This window comes from Streptomyces sp. NPDC041200 (assembly GCF_055591805.1).
Map to the genome: position 1 here is coordinate 558,643 of NZ_JBVIZF010000001.1, position 17,423 is coordinate 576,065.

Here is a 17,423-nt window from a genome sequence, read left to right on the forward strand (position 1 = left end):
ACGTCAGACGCGGGGCGGGGTCACCCGGTGGCCCCGGCCGCGGCGGTGGGGGTGGTGACGGTGGCGGTGGCGGGCCGGGACATCGCCGTGGCGCTCGGCCGCGATCTTGTTGCCGGTCTGGCCGTTGAGCCGGTGGATCACCAGCACGCCCACGGCGATCATCGCCAGGATCACGGCCACGGTGACGACGGTCTCCATGGTGTTCACTCCCTGGGGCCGGGCCCCGGCCTGGAGGTATTCCGGCCGAAATGCGCGAAACCTTGGTGAATACACCGTACCTCCGCCCGAACGCGAGAGCGCCCCGCGTGCGGCGGCCGGTCCGTGAGCGGCGCTTCCGGGAAACAGCGGCGCTTTGGGGCGACACCGGCGCTTTGGGGGAAACACCGGCCGCCCGCACCGGCGTCGGGGGTCCGGGTGCGGGCGGCGTGCCCTGATCAGTGGCTCAGGGGCGGAGGGGTGGCTCTGTCGCTCAGGCCTTCACGCGCTCAGTGGGCCTTGGCGAGGTCCTTCTTCTGCAGGGCGGCCAGACCGTTCGCCCACAGCTGGTTCACGCGGTTGATCTCGGCCTGGTTGGGCTGCGAGTTCTTGCAGGACGTGCCGGGGCCGCCACCGGACATCAGCTCGCTGCACGGGCCCGAGTAGTGGTCCGGCAGGCCGAGCACATGGCCGGTCTCGTGGGCGGTGACCCGTGTGGAGTCGTACTGCTGGTTCTGCTTGTAGTCCAGGAAGATGTAGCCGCTTCCATGGCCGTCGGTGCTCGCGTACGAGCCTCTGGAGTCGTTGCCCTCGCGGTAGGTGAAGTCGGGACTGCTGCCCTCCCGCAGCTTCACGTTGGTCACCGACGCGTTCCATATCTGGGTGCTGCGCGCTATCACCGACTTGAAGGCCGGCGCCTGGCTCGCGCTGTAGGTGACGGTGACCGCGGCGGACAGGCTGGGCGCCTTCGCCCGCTTGGCCAGCGCCGACTTCATCACGGCCTTGATGAAGGCGTCGGTCTCGGCCTTCTCCTCGGCGCCGGGGACGTACCCGGCGGTCGTGGTGGTCGTGGCGGACCGGGTGCTCTCGGGCGTGGCCGCCGACGCGGGCACGGCGGCGAGGCTCGCCGCCAGACCGAGGCCGAGGGTCGCGGACAGCGCCAGCTTGGGAAGTGTCACGTGGGGGGCTCCTCATCGTCCTCGGGCCCCGGCCGCCGTGTGGGGTGCGGCGGTGGGAACCCTGGGATGGACTCTTGGTGCCGCAGAGTCTTGAGGAGAACGGGCGTGGCGCGGAGATACCAACCGGCGATAGTCCCATGGCATATCCCGCCCCGGGCGGGACGATTGTCCGCCCGATGCGCCGACTCGCCCCGCAGAAAGGGGAATTGACGCGATTTCAGTGTCTGGTGTGACGCGCGAGGACGCCGTTATGCTCCCGCCGTGGAGCTCGAGGTGAGGCACCTTCGTGCGCTGTGCGCCATTGCCGACACCGGCAGCCTACGGAAGGCGGCGCGGCAGCTGGGCATGACCCAGCCCTCTTTGACGACGCAGCTCCGGCGCATCGAGAACACCGTTGGCGGCCGGCTGTTCTCACGGGAGGTCACCGGCAGCCGCCCCACCCCGCTCGGACGGTCCCTGCTGAACCGGGCGCGGCCCATAGTGGCCGAGATGAACGCCCTGGTGAGCGAGGTCCGGCTGGAGGTGGGGCAGACCGCGGGCGAGGCCCTGCGCGTCGGCAGCACCGGCAGCCGGGCCGTGGTCGGATGGCTGCGCAGGCTCCGCGCCCGCTTCCCGGACACCGACACCACCATCCACATCGACGTGTCCGCGAACGCGCTGCTGGAGATGGTCGCCGCGCAGCAGCTCGACGCCGCCTTCGTCCATGAGGTCGAGGGCGCCCCGCTACGGGTCCCCGAGGGCGTGCGGCGCCGGGTCCTGCTGGCCCGCGAGCCGCAGTTCGTGGCCCTCGCCGAAACACATCCGGCCGCCGCCGCACCGGTGGTGCGGCTCACGGACCTCGCCGACGACCAGTGGATGGTCGACCCCGCGGGGGACGGCGAGGGGACCGGGCTGCGCCGGGTCCTGACCGCCGCCGGGCTGAACCCGCGGGTGGTGTACGGGGACTATCTGACCGCCGCCGACCTGGTCGCCTCCGGGGAGGTGGTGGCCCCGTGCCAGCCCACGGCCCGGTCGCGTCCGGGCATGGCGGTGCGGCCGCTGCACGGCGATCCGCTGTCGGTCGGGCTGTATCTGGCCTCGCGCGCGCCGGACGAGGGCGCCACGGCCGTCTCCGCCGATGTCGACGCGCTCTTCGCCGACCTGGAGACCGCATACCTGGAGATCGCCTGGGCGAGCGACGCCTACCGTCAGTGGCTGGTGCGCAACGACAGCCCGCTGGTGCGCGTCCGCGACGCCCGTACGCCGGTCCCGGCGGGCGACATCGGCCTCGCGGGCCCGTCGGACGGTGCATAGCCGCGTCGGTGGTCCGGCGCCGCCACAGCCGCCTCAGCCGTCCCAGCCGTCCCCGTCGCCTCAGTCGTCGATCGCCTGGTAGGCCAGCGTCCAGAAGTCGAGGTACACCGGGGAGAACGCCGGGAACTGCGCGCGCTGGGTCAGCAGGACCGCCACCATCTCCTCCGCGGGGTCCGAGGCCCAGGACGTGCCGAGCCCGCCGTCCCAGCCGAACCGGCCCGGCACCGCCGCGACGCCGTCCCGCCCGGTGACCACCGACACCCCGAACCCCCAGCCCATGGTGTCCCACGCCCCGGGGAGGAGGCCGGACACCGCCTTCTGTGCGGGGGTGAGCTGATCGGCCGTCATCAGCTCCACGGAGGGCCGGGACAGGACGCGTCCGCCACCGCCGCACCGCCCCCGGTCCAGCAGCATCCGGCCGAACGCCAGATAGTCGTCGACCGTGGAGACCAGGCCCCCGCCGCCGTCCGGGAACGCGGGCGGGGCGGCCCACCGGCTGTCCTCAACCCCGTCGTACTGTTCGAGCTTCCCGGTGTCGGGGCCGGCGAGGTACGAGGTGGCCAGCCGCCCGAGCTTCTCCCGCGGTACGTGGAAGCCGGTGTCCGCCATGCCCAGCGGTTCGAAGATCCGCTCCCGCAGAAACGCCTCCAGCGGGCGGCCGGTGGCCCGCGCGATGAGCACGCCCAGCACCTGGGAGCCGGTGTGGTACAGCCACTTCTCGCCCGGCTGGTGCATCAGCGGCAGGGTGCCCAGGCGCCGCATCCACTCATCGGGGTCCGGCGCCTCGGTGGGGTCCGGCATCCCCACCCAGACCCCCAGCTCCTGGGCGGCGCGGGCCACCGGATACGTGTCCTCCGGGGCGGTGAGCAGACCGAAGCCCAGCCGGAAGGTGAGCAGATCGCGCAGGGTGATCGGCCGGATCGCCGGAACGGTGTCCTCCAGCGGTCCGTCGATCCGGCGGAGCACCCTGCGATCGGCCAGCTCGGGCAGCAGCCGGTCCACCGGGTCGTCCAGCCGCAGCACACACTCCTCGACCAGGATCATCGTCGCGGCCGCGATGACCGGCTTCGTCATCGAGGCGATCCGGAAGATGGTGTCCCGGCGCATCGGGTCCCCGGCGCCGACCGCCTTCGTACCGAGCACATCGACATGTGTCTCACCGCGCCTGCTGAGCGCCGTGATGAGCCCGGGCGCCTCGCCCTGCTCGATATGGCGGGCCATGACGTCGTGCATCCGGCCCAGCCGCGCGGTCGAGAATCCTCCGGTGCCCATGCGCGTGTCCCCCTTCGTCCGGTGAGAGCCGCCCGAGCGGGCCGCCCCGGTGAGAGCTGCCCGTGAAGACTCCCACACGGCACTGACAGCCACCGGTGAGCGGCGGATCAGCCCAGCTCGGGCGGTGCGCCGGGCAGCGGCTGCTCCGCCCAGATCGTCTTGCCCTCCGCGGTCTGCCGACTGCCCCAGCGCCGGCTGAGCTGGGCCACCAGCAGCAGCCCGCGGCCGCCCTCGTCGAAGGTGCGGGCCCGGCGCATGTGCGGGGCGGTGTTGCTGGCGTCGGACACCTCGCAGATCAGCGAGTGGTCGTGGATCAGACGCAGCTGGATGGGCGGGATCGCGTGCCGGATGGCGTTGGTGACCAGCTCGCTGACGACCAGTTCGGTGGTGAACACGGCCTCGTCCAGACCCCAGTCGGTCAGCCGCTCGGTGACGTCCCGGCGGGACCGGGCGACGCAGGCCGGGTCGGCGGGCACGTCCCAGGTGGCCACGTGCGCCGCGTCCAGGGTGTGGGTGCGGGCGAGGAGCAGGGCGACGTCGTCGAGCACGCCGGTCTCGGGCAGCAGCGCGCGCAGTACGGAGTCACAGGTGCCCTCCAGCGAGGCGGCGGGGTGGGCCAGCGCGCCGGCCAGCAGGACGCGCCCCTCGTCGACATCGCGGTCCCAGCCGCCCACCAGGCCGTTGGTGTAGAGGGCGAGCACGGTGTGCTCGGGCAGTTCGAGGTCCATCGCCTCGAACGGCAGCCCGCCGACCCCGAGCGGCGGACCCACCGGCAGGGTCACGAACTCCACCGGCCCGCCGGGGGTGACCACGGCCGGTGCGGGATGGCCGGCCGCGGCCATGGAGCAGCGGTGCGACACCGGGTCGTAGACCGCGTACAGACAGGTCGCGCCGACGTCCCCGGTGGCCTCTCCGCCCCCGGTCTCGGCGGACAGATGGATCACCAGATCGTCGAGGTGGGTGAGGAGTTCGTCCGGTGGCAGATCGACGTCGGCGAGGGTGCGCACCGCGGTGCGCAGCCGTCCCATGGTGGCCGACGCCTGGATTCCGTGGCCGACCACGTCGCCGACCACCAGGGCGACCCGCGCGCCGGACAGCGGGATCACGTCGAACCAGTCGCCGCCCGCCGCCGTGTACGGCCCGGCGGGCAGATAGCGGGACGCCACCTCCACCGCGGAGGGCCGGGGCACCGCCTGCGGCAGCAGACTGCGCTGCAGGCCCAGCGCGGTGTCGCGTTCCCGGGTGAAGCGGCGGGCGTTGTCCACACAGACCGCGGCCCGGGTGGTGATCTCCTCGGCCAGCAGGACGTCGTCCTGGGTGAACGGCCCGGGACGGTGGTGACGGGTGAATACGGCCACCCCGAGGGTCGTTCCCCGGGCCCGGATCGGCACGGACATGACCGAGTGGATGCCGAACTCCCGGATCTTGGCGGCGCGGACCGGCTTGAGGGCGCCCCATTCCCTGATGACGGGGTCGTCGGCGGCGTAGATGATGGGCCGCCCCGCCACCAGGCACTCGGCCATCGGGGAGACCTCCGGATAGGCGTTCACCTTCCCCAGCTCGACCGCTGCCTCCGGAGCCCCCTCGTAGATCGACTGATGGGCGGCGCGGCGCAACACGACGGGGCCGGTGAGCGGGCCGGGCTGCGGCTCCTCGTCCTCGTCGAGCCGGTCCAGCAGGTCGACCGTCACGAAGTCGGCCAGCCGCGGTACGCACACGTCGGCCAGCTCCTGCGCGGTGCGGTCGACGTCGAGGGTGCTGCCGATCCGTACGCTGGCCTCGCTCAGCAGGAGGAGCCGCTGCCGGGCCCGGTACTGCTCGGTGATGTCGTGCGCCGCCAGGCACACGCCGTGCACCTCACCGTCCCTGGCCTTCAGCGGCGCGAAGTGAGCCGACCAGGCGTGCTCCCGCGCCTCGCCGCCGGTGCGCGGATACGTCTCCACATGGCGCCGTTCGCCGGTCCGCAGCACATGCCGCATCAGCGCCTCAAGCCCCTCGCTGCGCAGCTTCCCGCCGATGTCCGTGAGCCGCAGCCCTTGGAGGTCGCCCTCGGGGAGGCCGATGACGCGCGCCATCTCGGCGTTCGCGTTGCGCAGCCGCAGATCGGTGTCGTAGATCGCCATGGGGCAGGGCGACTGGGCGTACGCCCAGGTCAGGAGCTTCGCGTCGGAGGGCTCCGCGATGTCGTCGGCGGGAACCGGGGCGACCAGCAGCCAGCCGTCGCCGGTGCGGTGGGCCAGCAGCGCCACCTCCACCCGCCGCCCGTCGCGGTGGCGCAGCGCGAGCGTGCCGTGCCAGCGCGCCCGTACCGCCCGGGCCCGCTCGGCCACGCTCCGGACCGGCTCGGCCAGCAGCGCCGCGGCGGGCCGTCCCACCACCTCCGACGGCGGATATCCGAGCAGCCGCCGGGCACCGTCGTTCCAGCCGGTCACCGTGGCGTCGCCGCCGACGGTGACCCGTGCCGGGCCCGCTTCGTCCACGTGTTCCAGTATGGCGTTGTGTGAAAAGTCGCGCTGGGAAGAAGACCGCACCCGGCCGCGGTGGCGGGCCGGGTGCGGGCGAAGGGCCGGTCGGTCGGCCCCAGAGGCCGGGTCAGGCCTTCTTGGTCTCCCAGAAGATCTTGTCGATCTGGGCGATGTAGTCCAGAGCCTTCTGGCCCGTGGCCGGGTCGGTGGAGCCCTTGGCGGCGCTGAGCGCCTTCAGGGTCTCGTTGACCAGCTGGTGCAGCTCCGGGTACTTCTCGAAGTGCGGGGGCTTGAAGTAGTCGCTCCACAGCACCGAGACGTGGTGCTTCGCCAGCTCCGCGCGCTCCTCCTTGATGGTGGTGGCGCGGGCGCGGAAGTGCGGGTCCTCGTTGGCCTGGAACTTCTCCTGGACGGCCTTGACGGACTCGGCCTCGATGCGGGCCTGGGCCGGGTCGTACACGCCGCAGGGCAGGTCGCAGTGGGCGCTGACCTGAACCTTGCGGGCGAACAGGCGGGAGAGCATAGAGCTGTCCTTCCATTCGTGATCGTCTTCTCAGGTGCGAGATTACTCCGTGTGGGAAGGCTTTTCTCGGGCGGGCCGGGAGGCTTAGGTCAAAAGTCCGGTGACACTCCGGGGTGCCTGGTGCGGTGACCTGGGAGGGTGAGGGTGGACGGTGGCGTACGGACCGGAGGTGCCGTGATGCAGGAGCAGCTGCACGATCGCGGGCAGGAGAAGGACCGCGAGCAGCACGGCCTGCTGCGGATGGGGCTGGCCGAGGTGTACAACCCGTCGATGCGGCCGTCGCTGTATCCGGGCGACCAGTTGGTGGTGCGGTACGGGGTGCCCGTGCGGCCGGGGGACGTGGTGGTGCTCCGGCATCCCTTCCGGCAGGACCTGCTCATCGTGAAGCGCGCGGTGGAGCGGCGCGAGGGCGGCTGGTGGGTGATGGGGGACAACCCGGACGTGAAGAACGACAGCCGGGAGTTCGGCGTCGTACCGGACGAGCTGGTGGTGGCGCGGGCGTGGCTGCGGGTGCGGCCGCTGCCGGGGCGGCCCGGGGCCCGGGGTCAGCGGTCGATGGCGGGGCTGCTGTCGTGGGCGGTGTCGGCGGTGCGGCCCGTGCGGTCGAGGTCGCGGGCCAGGGAGGTCGCGCGCGGGGCGGACGCGGAGTCGCCCGGGCGGCCCGCGTCGAGGCGTTTACGGGCGCGGTAGGCGGCGACGTTGGCGCGGGTGGCGCAGCGGTCGGAACAGTAGCGCCGGGATCGATTTGTCGACGTGTCGAGATAGGCGTTGCGACAGGGCGGGGCCTCACAGATGCCGAGCCGGTCCGCGCCCAGTTCGGTGAGGTGGAACGCGAGCCCCATGGAGGCGGTCGCGGCGAATCCGGCACCGGCGTTGGCGGCGTAGTCGGCGATGTGCATGTGCCAGTTGGGGCGGCCGTCCTCGTCCCGCAGCTCGTGCCCGGAGATCTGCGGGCTCACCGGGAACTCGATGAGCAGCGCGTTGAGCAGATCCACGGCCAGCTCCTCGTCCCCCTCCGTCGCCGCCTCGAAGACCGCGCGCAGCCGGGCCCGGACCGACCGCAGCCGGGTGACGTCGGCGTCCGTCGCGCGCCGGGCCGCCTGGCGGCTCTCCCCGAAGAGGGTGCGTACGGCGTCGACCGAGGTGAGCGCGTCGGTGCCGCGTGCGGGCTCCTCGCTGTTGACCAGACGCACGGCGAGATCTGAGTAATAAGCCAGTTCCACTTGTGGTCCTTACGGGGGCGGTCTAGGGTCGGTTCTGGTCAGGTCGGGTAATGGGCGCTCTATGCGCCAGGGTATTACGTACGACGACGTGGAGGAGAGCGATGACGGACACCCTCGCCGCGGCGGACTGGCAGGCGTGGCAACGGAGCTGGGACCGGCAGCAGGAGTGGTACCTCCCCGATCGTGAGGAGCGGTTCCGGGCGATGCTCGACACGGTCGAGGCGCTGGTCGGACCGGAGCCGAGAATCCTCGACCTCGCGTGCGGCACGGGCAGTATCTCGGATCGGGCGCTGCGCCGCTTCCCCGGCGCCACCAGCACCGGCGTCGATCTGGATCCCGCGCTGCTGGCCATCGCCCGCGGGCATTTCGCGGGGGACGGCCGTATCACCTTCGTCAGCGTGGACCTGCGCGACCCCGGATGGACGGGGCGGCTGCCGCACCCCACGTACGACGCGGTGCTCACCGCCACCGCCCTCCACTGGCTGGGCTCCGATGAACTCCGGGCGCTGTACGGCCAGGTGGCGGAGGTCGTACGGGACGGCGGAGTGTTCCTGAACGCGGACCATATGCCGGACCCGGACACGCCCCGGCTCAACGACGCCGACCGTACGTACCGCAAGGAGCGGCAGGCGCGGGCCAAGGCCGAGGGCGCCCAGGACTGGGTGGACTGGTGGAACGCCGCCGCGGTGGACCCGGTGCTGGCGGAGCCGGTGGCCGAGCGGTTCACGATCTTCGGCAACCCGGCGGACGGCGACCACGCGGACGGCGAGGTGCAGCCAGCCGCCTGGCACGCGGACGCGCTGCGCGAGGCGGGGTTCGCCGAGGCGCGGTCCGTGTGGTGCTCGGTCTCGGACGCGATGGTGCTCGGGCTCAAGTAGCGCAGAGCACGAGGGCGGTACGGGGCCTCACGCCCCGTACCGCCCTCGCGTCGTCGTCCTACTCCTGGAGCACCTTCTGCTCCTAGAGCACCTTCGACAGGAACGACTTCGTCCGCTCGTGCTGCGGGTTCGTCAGCACGTCGCGCGGAAGTCCGGACTCCACGACCACTCCGTCGTCCATGAAGACGACCGAGTCCCCGACCTCCCGGGCGAAGCCCATCTCGTGGGTGACGACGATCATCGTCATGCCGTCCTCCGCGAGCCCGCGCATCACATCGAGGACGTCCCCGACCAGCTCCGGGTCGAGCGCCGAGGTCGGCTCGTCGAAGAGCATCAGCTTCGGCTCCATGGCCAGCGCCCGCGCGATCGCGACCCGCTGCTGCTGGCCGCCGGAGAGCTGCGAGGGGTAGTTGCCCGCCTTGTCGGCGAGGCCCACCCGGTCCAGCAGCTTCAGCGCGCGCTCCCGGGCGACCGCCTTGGTCTCCCGCTTGACCTGCATCGGCGCCTCGATCACGTTCTCCAGCGCGGTCATGTGCGGGAAGAGGTTGAAGCGCTGGAAGACCATGCCGATGTCGCGGCGCTTCGCGGCGACCTCGCGGTCCTTGAGCTCGTAGAGCTTGTCGCCCTTCTGCCGGTAGCCGACCAGGTCGCCGTCCACGTACAGCCGCCCGGAGTTGATCTTCTCCAGGTGGTTGATGCAGCGCAGGAAGGTGGACTTCCCGGAGCCGGACGGGCCGATCAGGCAGAACACCTCACGCGGGGCGACCTCCAGGTCGATGCCCTTGAGGACCTGCACGGCGCCGAAGGACTTGTGGACGCCCTCCGCCTTCACCATGGCGTTCATACGCTCACATCCCCTGGCGGTTGGAGCCGGACAGCAGGTTGATCCGGATGCGCTGCAGCGGCGTCGCGGGCAGGTTCCGGGTGGTGCCGCGCGCGTAGTAGCGCTCCAGGTAGTACTGGCCCACGCTCAGCACCGAGGTGAGGATCAGGTACCAGGCGGCGGCGAGGAAGAGCATCTCCGCGGTGGCACCGGAGTTCTGTCCGACCTCCGAGGTGGCCTGCAACAGATCCCAGTACTGGACCGCGATCACCAGTGAGGTGGTCTTGAGCATGTTGATGAACTCGTTGCCGGTCGGCGGCACGATCACCCGCATGGCCTGCGGCAGGACGACCCGGCGCAGGGTCTTGGCGTGGCTCATGCCCAGCGCCTGGGCGGCCTCGGTCTGGCCCTCGTCGACGGACTGGATGCCCGCCCGGCAGATCTCCGCCATGTACGCGGCCTCGTTCAGTCCGAGGCCCAGCAGGGCGGCCAGGAACGGGGTCATGAAGTCCGACCACTCGTCCTTGTAGATCGGCATGATGTTGATGTACTTGAAGACCAGCCCCAGGTTGAACCACACCAGCAGCTGCACATAGACCGGGGTGCCGCGGAAGAACCAGATGTAGCCCCAGGCGATGGAGGACGTCACCGGGTTCTTCGACAGCCGCATGACGGCCAGGATGATGCCGAGGGCCACGCCGAGCACCATCGAGAGGATGGTGATCCAGATGGTGTTGCGGACACCCCTGAGGACTTCACCGTCGAAGAAGTAGTCCGGGATGGCGTCCCAGTTCACATCGCCTTTGGCGAAGGCGTAGACGAGCATCGCCAGCAGGGCGATGGTGATGACCGCGGAGATCCAGCGGCCGTAGTGCCGCACCGGGATGGCTTTGATGTTCTCCGGTGCGGGAGACGGGGTGCCGACGGGCCCCGTCTTGTCGGTCTTCGTTGTCACGGATGAGTGCCTTTCAGCGCGAGCGCGCGAGCTTCAGGGTCGGCCGGGGTCACTTGCCGCCGTTGATGATGGCCTTGGCGACCGCGCCGTCCTTGACGCCCCACTTCGCGACGATCTTGTCGTAGTCGCCGTTCGCGATGATGAGGGCGAGCGCCTGCTGGAGGGCGTCGCGCAGCTCGGTGTTGTCCTTGGAGACCGCGATGCCGTACGGGGCGGCGTCCACCTGCTCGCCGACCAGCTGGAAGTCCTTGCCGCCACCGGAGGTCTTCACCGCGTACGCGGCGACCGGGAAGTCGCTGGAACCGGCCGCGGCACCCCCGCCGCGCAGCCGGGTCTGGGCCTCGGTGTCATTGCCGAACGCCTCGACCGCGATCTTCTTCTTGCCGCCCTGCTCGCACTTCTTCGACTCCGCCTTGGCGAGGTCGTGCGAGACGGTGCCGCGCTGCACGACGATCTTCTTGCCGCAGAGGTCGTCCCAGGTCTTGATCCCCTGGTCGTCGCCCTTCTTGGTGTAGATCGAGACACCCGCGGTGAAGTAGTCGACGAAGTCGACGCCCTCGCCGGCCTTCTTGCCGGTGTCGGGGTCGACGCCGTCCTGGCGGCCCTTGTTGTCGGTCATGGCCGACATGGCGATGTCGTAGCGCTGCGACCGCAGACCGGACAGCAGGGTGTCGAACGTGGCGTTGTTGAACTCGAACCGGACGCCGAGGACCTTGCCGAGCGCGTCCGCGAGGTCCGGGTCGAGCCCCATGACCTTGCCGTTCTTCTTGAACTCGACCGGCGGGTAGTTGATGTCCGAGCCGACCTTCACCACGCCCGCGTCCTGGATCTTCTTCGGCAGCTCGCTGAAGAGCGGCCCCTTCCCGGCGGCGTTGCCGGAACCTCCCGTTTTCGCCTTGTCGGTCTGGTCGCCACAGCCCGTCAGCAGCAGGGCTCCCACGACCGCGACTGCGCCGACAGCGGCCGTCCGGGACTTCGTGGTGACCCGGCGGCGCGTGAAGCTGGCGGTCATGCTGGTTCCTCCGGCAGGGTGAGGGGGTGTCCGAGGGTCGGGAACACGTGTGTGGGTGTCGCGATCTCGTGTGATTGGGGCATCTTGCCATCTGGACGGGCACGCCTGGGTGGGCTTCCGTGTCAAAATCGGATAACGGGCGATCCCCGTGGTGCACAGGAAACGGACACCGGGCTGTACAGCCCAGGTGCGGGGAGCGGTACGAAATTGTGATCATGCGGCGAATGACGCGTGACGGCGGCATGCACATCCGGAGCCGCTTCGACCGCTTCCGACGGTTATGAGAACTTCCGAACACCACCGCAACGGAAGCCGTTCGTTCTGGGCACATGCTTCCGGTAGAAAAGACGGTTACACCCCTCATCCGGGGCTCAGGGCGCGAGTGCGACGCGCCCGGCGTCCGTATCTGATTCCGCGAGGCAGGAATCTGCCGCGCTGGACCGGATGCGGTGCCCGCCCGCTCCCAACCCGGGGCGGTTACCCTCGACAGAAAACGACAAAGGGGTCTAAAAGTGGCAGCGGAGATGGTGAATCCTCGCAGCGACAACGCAAGCGACAGCGGCGAAGGAGCCGACGGAGTGACCGACGGAGAGCCCTTCGACCCCGCGTTCGCGCTGCACCGCGGCGGCAAGATGGCCGTGCAGGCGACCGTGCCCGTGCGCGACCGGGACGATCTGTCCCTCGCCTACACGCCGGGCGTCGCGAAGGTCTGCAGCGCGATCGCCGAGCAGCCCGAACTCGTTCATGACTACACCTGGAAGTCCCAGGTCGTGGCCGTGGTGACGGACGGCAGCGCCGTCCTCGGGCTCGGCGACATCGGTCCGGAGGCATCCCTTCCGGTCATGGAGGGCAAGGCGATCCTCTTCAAGCAGTTCGGCGGTGTGGACGCGGTGCCGATCGCGCTCGACTGCCGGGACGTGGACGAGATCGTCGAGACCGTCGTCCGGCTCGCGCCCTCGTTCGGCGGCGTCAATCTGGAGGACATCTCCGCGCCTCGCTGCTTCGAGATCGAGCGCAAGCTCCAGGAGCGCGTCGACATCCCGATCTTCCATGACGACCAGCACGGCACGGCGGTCGTCACGCTGGCCGCGCTGCGCAACGCGGCCAAGCTGACCGACCGCTCCCTCGGCCAGCTGCGCGCCGTCATCTCCGGCGCGGGTGCCGCCGGTGTGGCCATCGCCCGGATCCTCACCGAGGCGGGCATCGGAGACGTCGCGGTCTGCGACCGCAAGGGCGTCGTCTCCGCGGACCGCGACGACCTGACCGAGGTCAAGCGCGAGCTGGCGGGCTTCACCAACAAGGCGGGGCTCACCGGTTCGCTGGAGGCCGCGATGGACGGCGCCGACGTCTTCATCGGCGTCAGCGGTGGCACGGTGGCGGAGGAAGCGGTCGCGAAGATGGCGCCCGGCGCCTTCATCTTCGCGATGGCCAACCCCAACCCGGAGATCCACCCCGAGGTCGCGCACCAGCACGCGGCCGTGGTCGCCACCGGGCGCAGCGACTTCCCGAACCAGATCAACAACGTGCTCGCCTTCCCCGGCATCTTCGCCGGTGCCCTCCAGGTCCGGGCCTCCCGGATCACCGAGGGCATGAAGCTCGCCGCCGCCGAGGCGCTGGCCTCCGTCGTGGCCGACGAGCTGAGCGCGGACAAGGTCATCCCGTCGCCGTTCGACGAGCGGGTCGCCCCGGCCGTGACCGCGGCCGTGGCCGCCGCCGCCCGCGCGGAGGGCGTGGCACGCCGCTGACCCAGCGGCAGTGCCGGAGCAGCTGTACGGGCCGGGCCGTCCATCGGGGCGGCCCGGCTCCGCTGTCGCGGGGCGGGGGTACGGCTTCGCCTGTCGTGGGGGCGGGCGGTGTGACTCACATCGCGGTGTGGTTCCGTCGCTTCTTCCCGCGGCCTATGGTCGGGATCATGTTCGCTGCCTACGCCGCACGTATCGACCGCGACCAGCCGCTCAGCGGCCTCGAACTGGGCGAGCGCCCCGAGCCGGAGACGCGCCCAGGCTGGACGACCGTCAACGTCAAGGCCGCCTCGCTCAACCACCACGACCTGTGGTCGCTGCGCGGGGTCGGTCTCGGCGAGGAGTCGCTGCCGATGATCCTCGGCTGTGACGCCGCCGGGATCGACGAGGACGGCAACGAGGTCGTCCTCCACTCGGTCATCGGCCAGAGCGGTCACGGCGTCGGACCGCGTGAGCCCCGCACCATCCTCACCGAGCGCTACCAGGGCACGTTCGCGGAGAAGGTCACCGTCCCCACCTGGAACCTGCTGCCCAAGCCCAAGGAGCTGTCGTTCGAGGAGGCCGCCTGCCTCCCGACGGCCTGGCTGACCGCCTACCGCATGCTGTTCACCAACGCTGGCGTACGGCCCGGCGACAGCGTGCTGGTGCAGGGCGCGGGCGGCGGCGTGGCCACCGCCGCGATCGTGCTGGGCGCCGCCGCCGGGCTGCGGATGGTCGCGACCAGCCGGGACGAGGCCAAGCGCAAGCGCGCGGTCGAGCTGGGCGCCGAGGGGGCGTACGAGCCGGGGGAGCGGCTGCCGCGACGGGTGGACGCGGTGATCGAGACGGTCGGCGCCGCGACCTGGTCGCATTCGGTGAAGTCGCTCAAGCCGGGCGGCACCCTGGTCATCTCGGGCGCCACCAGCGGCCCCAACCCGCAGGCCACCGAGCTGAACAGGATCTTCTTCCTGGAGCTGAAGGTCGTCGGGTCGACGATGGGCGGCAAGGACGAGCTGGAGGACCTGCTGAGCTTCTGCGCCGCGCGGGGAGTGCGGCCGGTGATCGACTCGGCGCTGCCGCTGGACCGGGCGCGCGAGGGGTTCGAGAAGATGGCGGGCGGGGATCTCTTCGGCAAGGTGGTGCTGACGGTCTGACCGCCGGGCAGGCTGACGGGCGGTCATTTTCGGCGCGTATTGCACAGCGGTTCGATCGTTCGAAGTCGAGAGCGATGCATTGCCGTCACTCTGAGTAAAAGGTCTGGTGCTCTCCGGAGTTGGCGCGGATAATCGTGCCGGGGGGATGCACATGACTGCTTCAGTACCGCCTTTGCCCAGAATCGAGTTGCTGGTCGACGCGCTCGAACAGCTCGTCACCCTGCCGCCGGGCCGCCGCGGCCCGGCGCCGCAGATCCTGCTCACCCAGTTGGCCGAGGGGCCCGAGGCCGGGCGGATCGCGGACGGCCTGTGCGCGCGCTTCAGCGCGGGCGGCCGCGCCCGCGTTCCGTTCGCGCAGGTGGCGGGCGAGGCCGAGGCCCCGCGCCAGGAGCACGTGGGGGTGACGTTCCAGAAGATCGAGGAAGAGCTGCTGCGCAACCGGCCGGGCGGCTTTGGCCGACTGCGGCTGCCTCAGTTCCGGCTGATGTGCGGCATCGTCGAGTCCGACCTCGCCGGATGCCCGCCCGGAGCACAGGCCACCGCGTTGCGCGACCGGAGCTACGAGGCGCGCTGCGCCGGGTCGGTCTTCCTGCGTGCCCTGCAGGCCGTGAGCGGCGGGGAGGAGCCGCCGCCGAGCATTCCGGGCACCGCCTGGTACTGGCTGCGCCGCCCGCTGTTCGGCCTGCTGCCGCGCTGGTGGTACGGGCGGCGCCATGCCCGCCGGATGACCCGCAAGGGCAGCTGGTACCGCGCCTGGGCCGAACTGCCCGAGGGCGGGCCCGGGTTCTTCGCCGACGCCTGTCGGCTGACCGTGGGCGCGCCCGGCGCCGCGCGGCGCGAGCCGATCGTCGATGTGCTGCTGCGGGCCCTGCTCGCCGACCTTGAGCGGGCCTTCCGCCATCCCCGGCTCTCGCCCTGGGGGCGGCGCCGCCGCCATCGCCTCGTGCTCGTCTTCCCGCAGCCCCCGGCCATCGGTGACGACACCGGGCGGCTGCTGGAGCAGTTCCCCCGGGCGGTCGAGCAGACGGGGTGCACCGGGGTGATGCTGGTGGCCGCGGTGCGCCCGGGCCGGGAGCGTACGGAGAGCTTCGCCGAAGCCGCCATCACGCTGAAGTCCTGGATCGGGGCCACCGGCGCGGGCGGCGCCAGGGTGGTCCGCGTGCTCGTCGAGCCGCAGGGGGACGACGAGGACGCGGCCCGCTGGCTCGGCCGCTATCCGGAGATCGCCGTCGGCAGGAGCCGTTCCGATGGGGCGCCGCTGGTGGAGGCCGCCGTCGCGGCGGTGGCGGGCGTCACCGTGCTCGGGCTGCTCGGCGGCTACGCCCTGGCCCGGCTGACGGAGCGCAGTGACACCGCCTGTCTCGGCGGTAGCGGCGCGTCGGCGTCCCCGGCCGCGTCGGCGTCCGGTTCGCCGTCCGCCTCCGGCGCCTCGTCGAAGGCCGGTGGTGACGGCGGCGGGCGGAGCAGACCTCCGAAGCGGAGCCCGCGGGAGGTCTACGGCGACGCGGTGGACGCCATCACCCGGCAGAACGGGCGGGCCGACAAGGCGGCCCGGTCCGGCGCCGTGGTCCGGACGGTCGGCTATCTGGGCGTGCCGGTGACCGCCGACGACTGGGACGAGGCCAAGTACAGCGGCGCCATCCCCGAGGTGCGCGGCATCGCGCTGGCCCAGGAGGAGATCAACGAACAGGCGGACCAGCAGAAGGGCAGCAAGGTCTGGCTGAAGGTCCGCCTGATGGACGCGGGAGAGCGCTTCGCACAGGCGCCCGCGGTGGCCGAGGCACTCAAGAAGGAGGTCGAGGCCGCCGAGCGCGCTGGGGACGGGGAGCAGTTCCTGGGCGTGGTGGGCCTCGGCCAGAGCCGCCCGGGCACGGTGAAGGCCCGGGACAAGCTCGCCGAGGCCGGGCTGCCGATGGTCGGCACCGCCGCGACCGCCGAGGAGATGCAGCGTTCGCCGATGTACCGGCAGGTCGCTCCCGACAACCACCGGGAGGCGCGTGTCGCGGCGAACTTCGCGCGGCACGCCAATATCGTGCAGACCGCGCCCGGGACCTGCGCCCCCGCCAGGAGGGCGGTGGTGATTGGGGATCCGACCGACATCTACAGCGCGAATCTGAGCGACCGGTTCGCGGAGGAGTTCAAGGACGTCCACCGCATCTGGTATCCGGTCCAGCGCCCCTCTGCCGCGCCACCGCCCGGGCACAAAGGCCAGGGGGAGGAATGGGTCTCCCACACCTCACAGATGGCCGACAGCATATGCCGGAGGCTCAAGGAGGAACCGCGCACGGTGGTGTACTGGGCCGCCCGCGCCCATGAGTTCGAGAATCTCCTCGACGACTTCGACCGCCGCACCAGCTGCAACGGCCAGTCGACCGTGCTCGGCGGCAACGACCTGGACAACGCGGTGGTCGAGCAGCAGCGCCCCAGCGAGAAGCACCTCAGACTGCGGCTGTACTACGCGGCACAGGCTCTGGCGGAGGACAACTCGCCCAATGTGAAGGGTGACGACTTCCACCGGAGGTACGCGGCCGCCTACGGGAGCGACCTGTGGAGCAACGACGCCCGGGTGCCGCTCGCCGGGGATGCGCTCGGTGTGCTGTCCGAGGGGATCAACGCGGCCTACCAGAGCGCGGGCACGGCGCCCTTCGGGCGGGGCGGGGTGCAGTCGGAGCTGGAGCAGGGGGTGGGCGGAGCGGAGGGGCTGCGCGGGGCCACCGGTTCGCTGATCTTCGGCCAGGGTGCCAAGGTGCCCGTCAACAAGCGGCTGCTCATCCTGCACGACACCAGGGACGCGTCCCCGGAGGTCGCGCTGGAGTGCGGGATACGGGACAGCGGCGACGAGGCGAAGACCTGGGGGCCCAGGAACGCGTTCGACTGTCCGCGCGACCAAGACGACAGCAAGGACGGCAAGGGCGACGGGGAGGGCAAGGGGGACGACTGAGCCGAGGGG

Annotated in this window: 14 protein-coding genes and 1 pseudogene; 6 read left to right on the forward strand and 9 right to left on the reverse strand. The window is 71.2% G+C overall.

Annotated features, from left to right (window positions below):
- Positions 1 to 3: 3 nt before the first annotated feature.
- Both ACZ6CL_RS02700 and snpA read right to left on the reverse strand, forming a co-directional pair.
- Entirely contained in the window at positions 4 to 198 is a 195-nt protein-coding gene (locus tag ACZ6CL_RS02700; RefSeq protein WP_468930261.1) for a hypothetical protein, read from the reverse strand.
- Between the two features lie 287 nt (positions 199 to 485).
- Positions 486 to 1,154 carry a snapalysin gene (gene snpA, locus ACZ6CL_RS02705; protein ID WP_468930263.1) on the reverse strand — a complete coding sequence of 223 codons (669 nt, stop codon included), beginning with the start codon at positions 1,152 to 1,154 and terminating at the stop codon, positions 486 to 488.
- A 261-nt stretch (positions 1,155 to 1,415) separates the two neighbouring features.
- Between snpA and ACZ6CL_RS02710 the strand changes: the two genes are divergently transcribed.
- Positions 1,416 to 2,447, forward strand: a complete 1,032-nt coding sequence (locus ACZ6CL_RS02710) for a LysR family transcriptional regulator (RefSeq protein ID WP_468930266.1) — start codon at positions 1,416 to 1,418, stop codon at positions 2,445 to 2,447.
- Between the two features lie 60 nt (positions 2,448 to 2,507).
- Here the strand turns inward: ACZ6CL_RS02710 and ACZ6CL_RS02715 are convergent, their stop codons facing one another.
- From ACZ6CL_RS02715 to sodN, 3 genes are all read right to left on the reverse strand, one after another.
- Positions 2,508 to 3,719 (reverse strand): serine hydrolase domain-containing protein, encoded by a 1,212-nt coding sequence (locus ACZ6CL_RS02715; protein WP_468930268.1) that lies wholly within the window; start codon positions 3,717 to 3,719, stop codon positions 2,508 to 2,510.
- 107 nt (positions 3,720 to 3,826) lie between these two features.
- Positions 3,827 to 6,208, reverse strand: coding sequence for a SpoIIE family protein phosphatase (locus ACZ6CL_RS02720; protein WP_468931253.1), 2,382 nt, complete (start codon positions 6,206 to 6,208; stop codon positions 3,827 to 3,829).
- Between the two features lie 103 nt (positions 6,209 to 6,311).
- On the reverse strand, positions 6,312 to 6,707 hold the full coding sequence (gene sodN / locus ACZ6CL_RS02725; protein ID WP_468930271.1) for a superoxide dismutase, Ni: 396 nt from the start codon (positions 6,705 to 6,707) through the stop codon (positions 6,312 to 6,314).
- A 177-nt stretch (positions 6,708 to 6,884) separates the two neighbouring features.
- Here sodN and sodX point away from each other — a divergent pair.
- Positions 6,885 to 7,328: pseudogene (gene sodX / locus ACZ6CL_RS02730) on the forward strand (nickel-type superoxide dismutase maturation protease); the annotation flags it as partial.
- Here sodX and ACZ6CL_RS02735 read toward each other — a convergent pair.
- Entirely contained in the window at positions 7,253 to 7,930 is a 678-nt protein-coding gene (locus ACZ6CL_RS02735; RefSeq protein ID WP_468930273.1) for a CGNR zinc finger domain-containing protein, read from the reverse strand. The pseudogene sodX and the gene ACZ6CL_RS02735 overlap by 76 nt on opposite strands.
- A gap of 101 nt (positions 7,931 to 8,031) precedes the next feature.
- Here ACZ6CL_RS02735 and ACZ6CL_RS02740 point away from each other — a divergent pair, with 101 nt between their 5' ends.
- Positions 8,032 to 8,808, forward strand: coding sequence for a class I SAM-dependent methyltransferase (locus ACZ6CL_RS02740; RefSeq protein WP_468930276.1), 777 nt, complete (start codon positions 8,032 to 8,034; stop codon positions 8,806 to 8,808).
- Between the two features lie 82 nt (positions 8,809 to 8,890).
- On the opposite strand, the gene ACZ6CL_RS02745 is transcribed toward ACZ6CL_RS02740, so the two are convergent.
- The 3 genes from ACZ6CL_RS02745 to ACZ6CL_RS02755 are packed head-to-tail and all read right to left on the reverse strand — an operon-like array spanning position 8,891 to position 11,598.
- Positions 8,891 to 9,652, reverse strand: coding sequence for an amino acid ABC transporter ATP-binding protein (locus ACZ6CL_RS02745; protein WP_468930278.1), 762 nt, complete (start codon positions 9,650 to 9,652; stop codon positions 8,891 to 8,893).
- Positions 9,653 to 9,656: 4 nt separating this feature from the next.
- Positions 9,657 to 10,586: an amino acid ABC transporter permease gene (locus ACZ6CL_RS02750; protein WP_468930279.1), complete on the reverse strand. Its 930-nt coding sequence runs from the start codon at positions 10,584 to 10,586 to the stop codon at positions 9,657 to 9,659.
- A gap of 49 nt (positions 10,587 to 10,635) precedes the next feature.
- Positions 10,636 to 11,598: an ABC transporter substrate-binding protein gene (locus ACZ6CL_RS02755; RefSeq protein WP_468930281.1), complete on the reverse strand. Its 963-nt coding sequence runs from the start codon at positions 11,596 to 11,598 to the stop codon at positions 10,636 to 10,638.
- Positions 11,599 to 12,110: 512 nt separating this feature from the next.
- Here ACZ6CL_RS02755 and ACZ6CL_RS02760 point away from each other — a divergent pair.
- The 3 genes from ACZ6CL_RS02760 to ACZ6CL_RS02770 all read left to right on the forward strand — a co-directional run bounded on the left by ACZ6CL_RS02760 (position 12,111) and on the right by ACZ6CL_RS02770 (position 17,414).
- Positions 12,111 to 13,343, forward strand: coding sequence for an NAD(P)-dependent malic enzyme (locus ACZ6CL_RS02760; protein WP_468930284.1), 1,233 nt, complete (start codon positions 12,111 to 12,113; stop codon positions 13,341 to 13,343).
- A 167-nt stretch (positions 13,344 to 13,510) separates the two neighbouring features.
- On the forward strand, positions 13,511 to 14,473 hold the full coding sequence (locus ACZ6CL_RS02765) for a zinc-binding dehydrogenase (protein WP_468930286.1): 963 nt from the start codon (positions 13,511 to 13,513) through the stop codon (positions 14,471 to 14,473).
- A 172-nt stretch (positions 14,474 to 14,645) separates the two neighbouring features.
- Positions 14,646 to 17,414 carry a type 1 periplasmic-binding domain-containing protein gene (locus ACZ6CL_RS02770; protein ID WP_468930288.1) on the forward strand — a complete coding sequence of 923 codons (2,769 nt, stop codon included), beginning with the start codon at positions 14,646 to 14,648 and terminating at the stop codon, positions 17,412 to 17,414.
- Positions 17,415 to 17,423 lie beyond the last annotated feature (9 nt).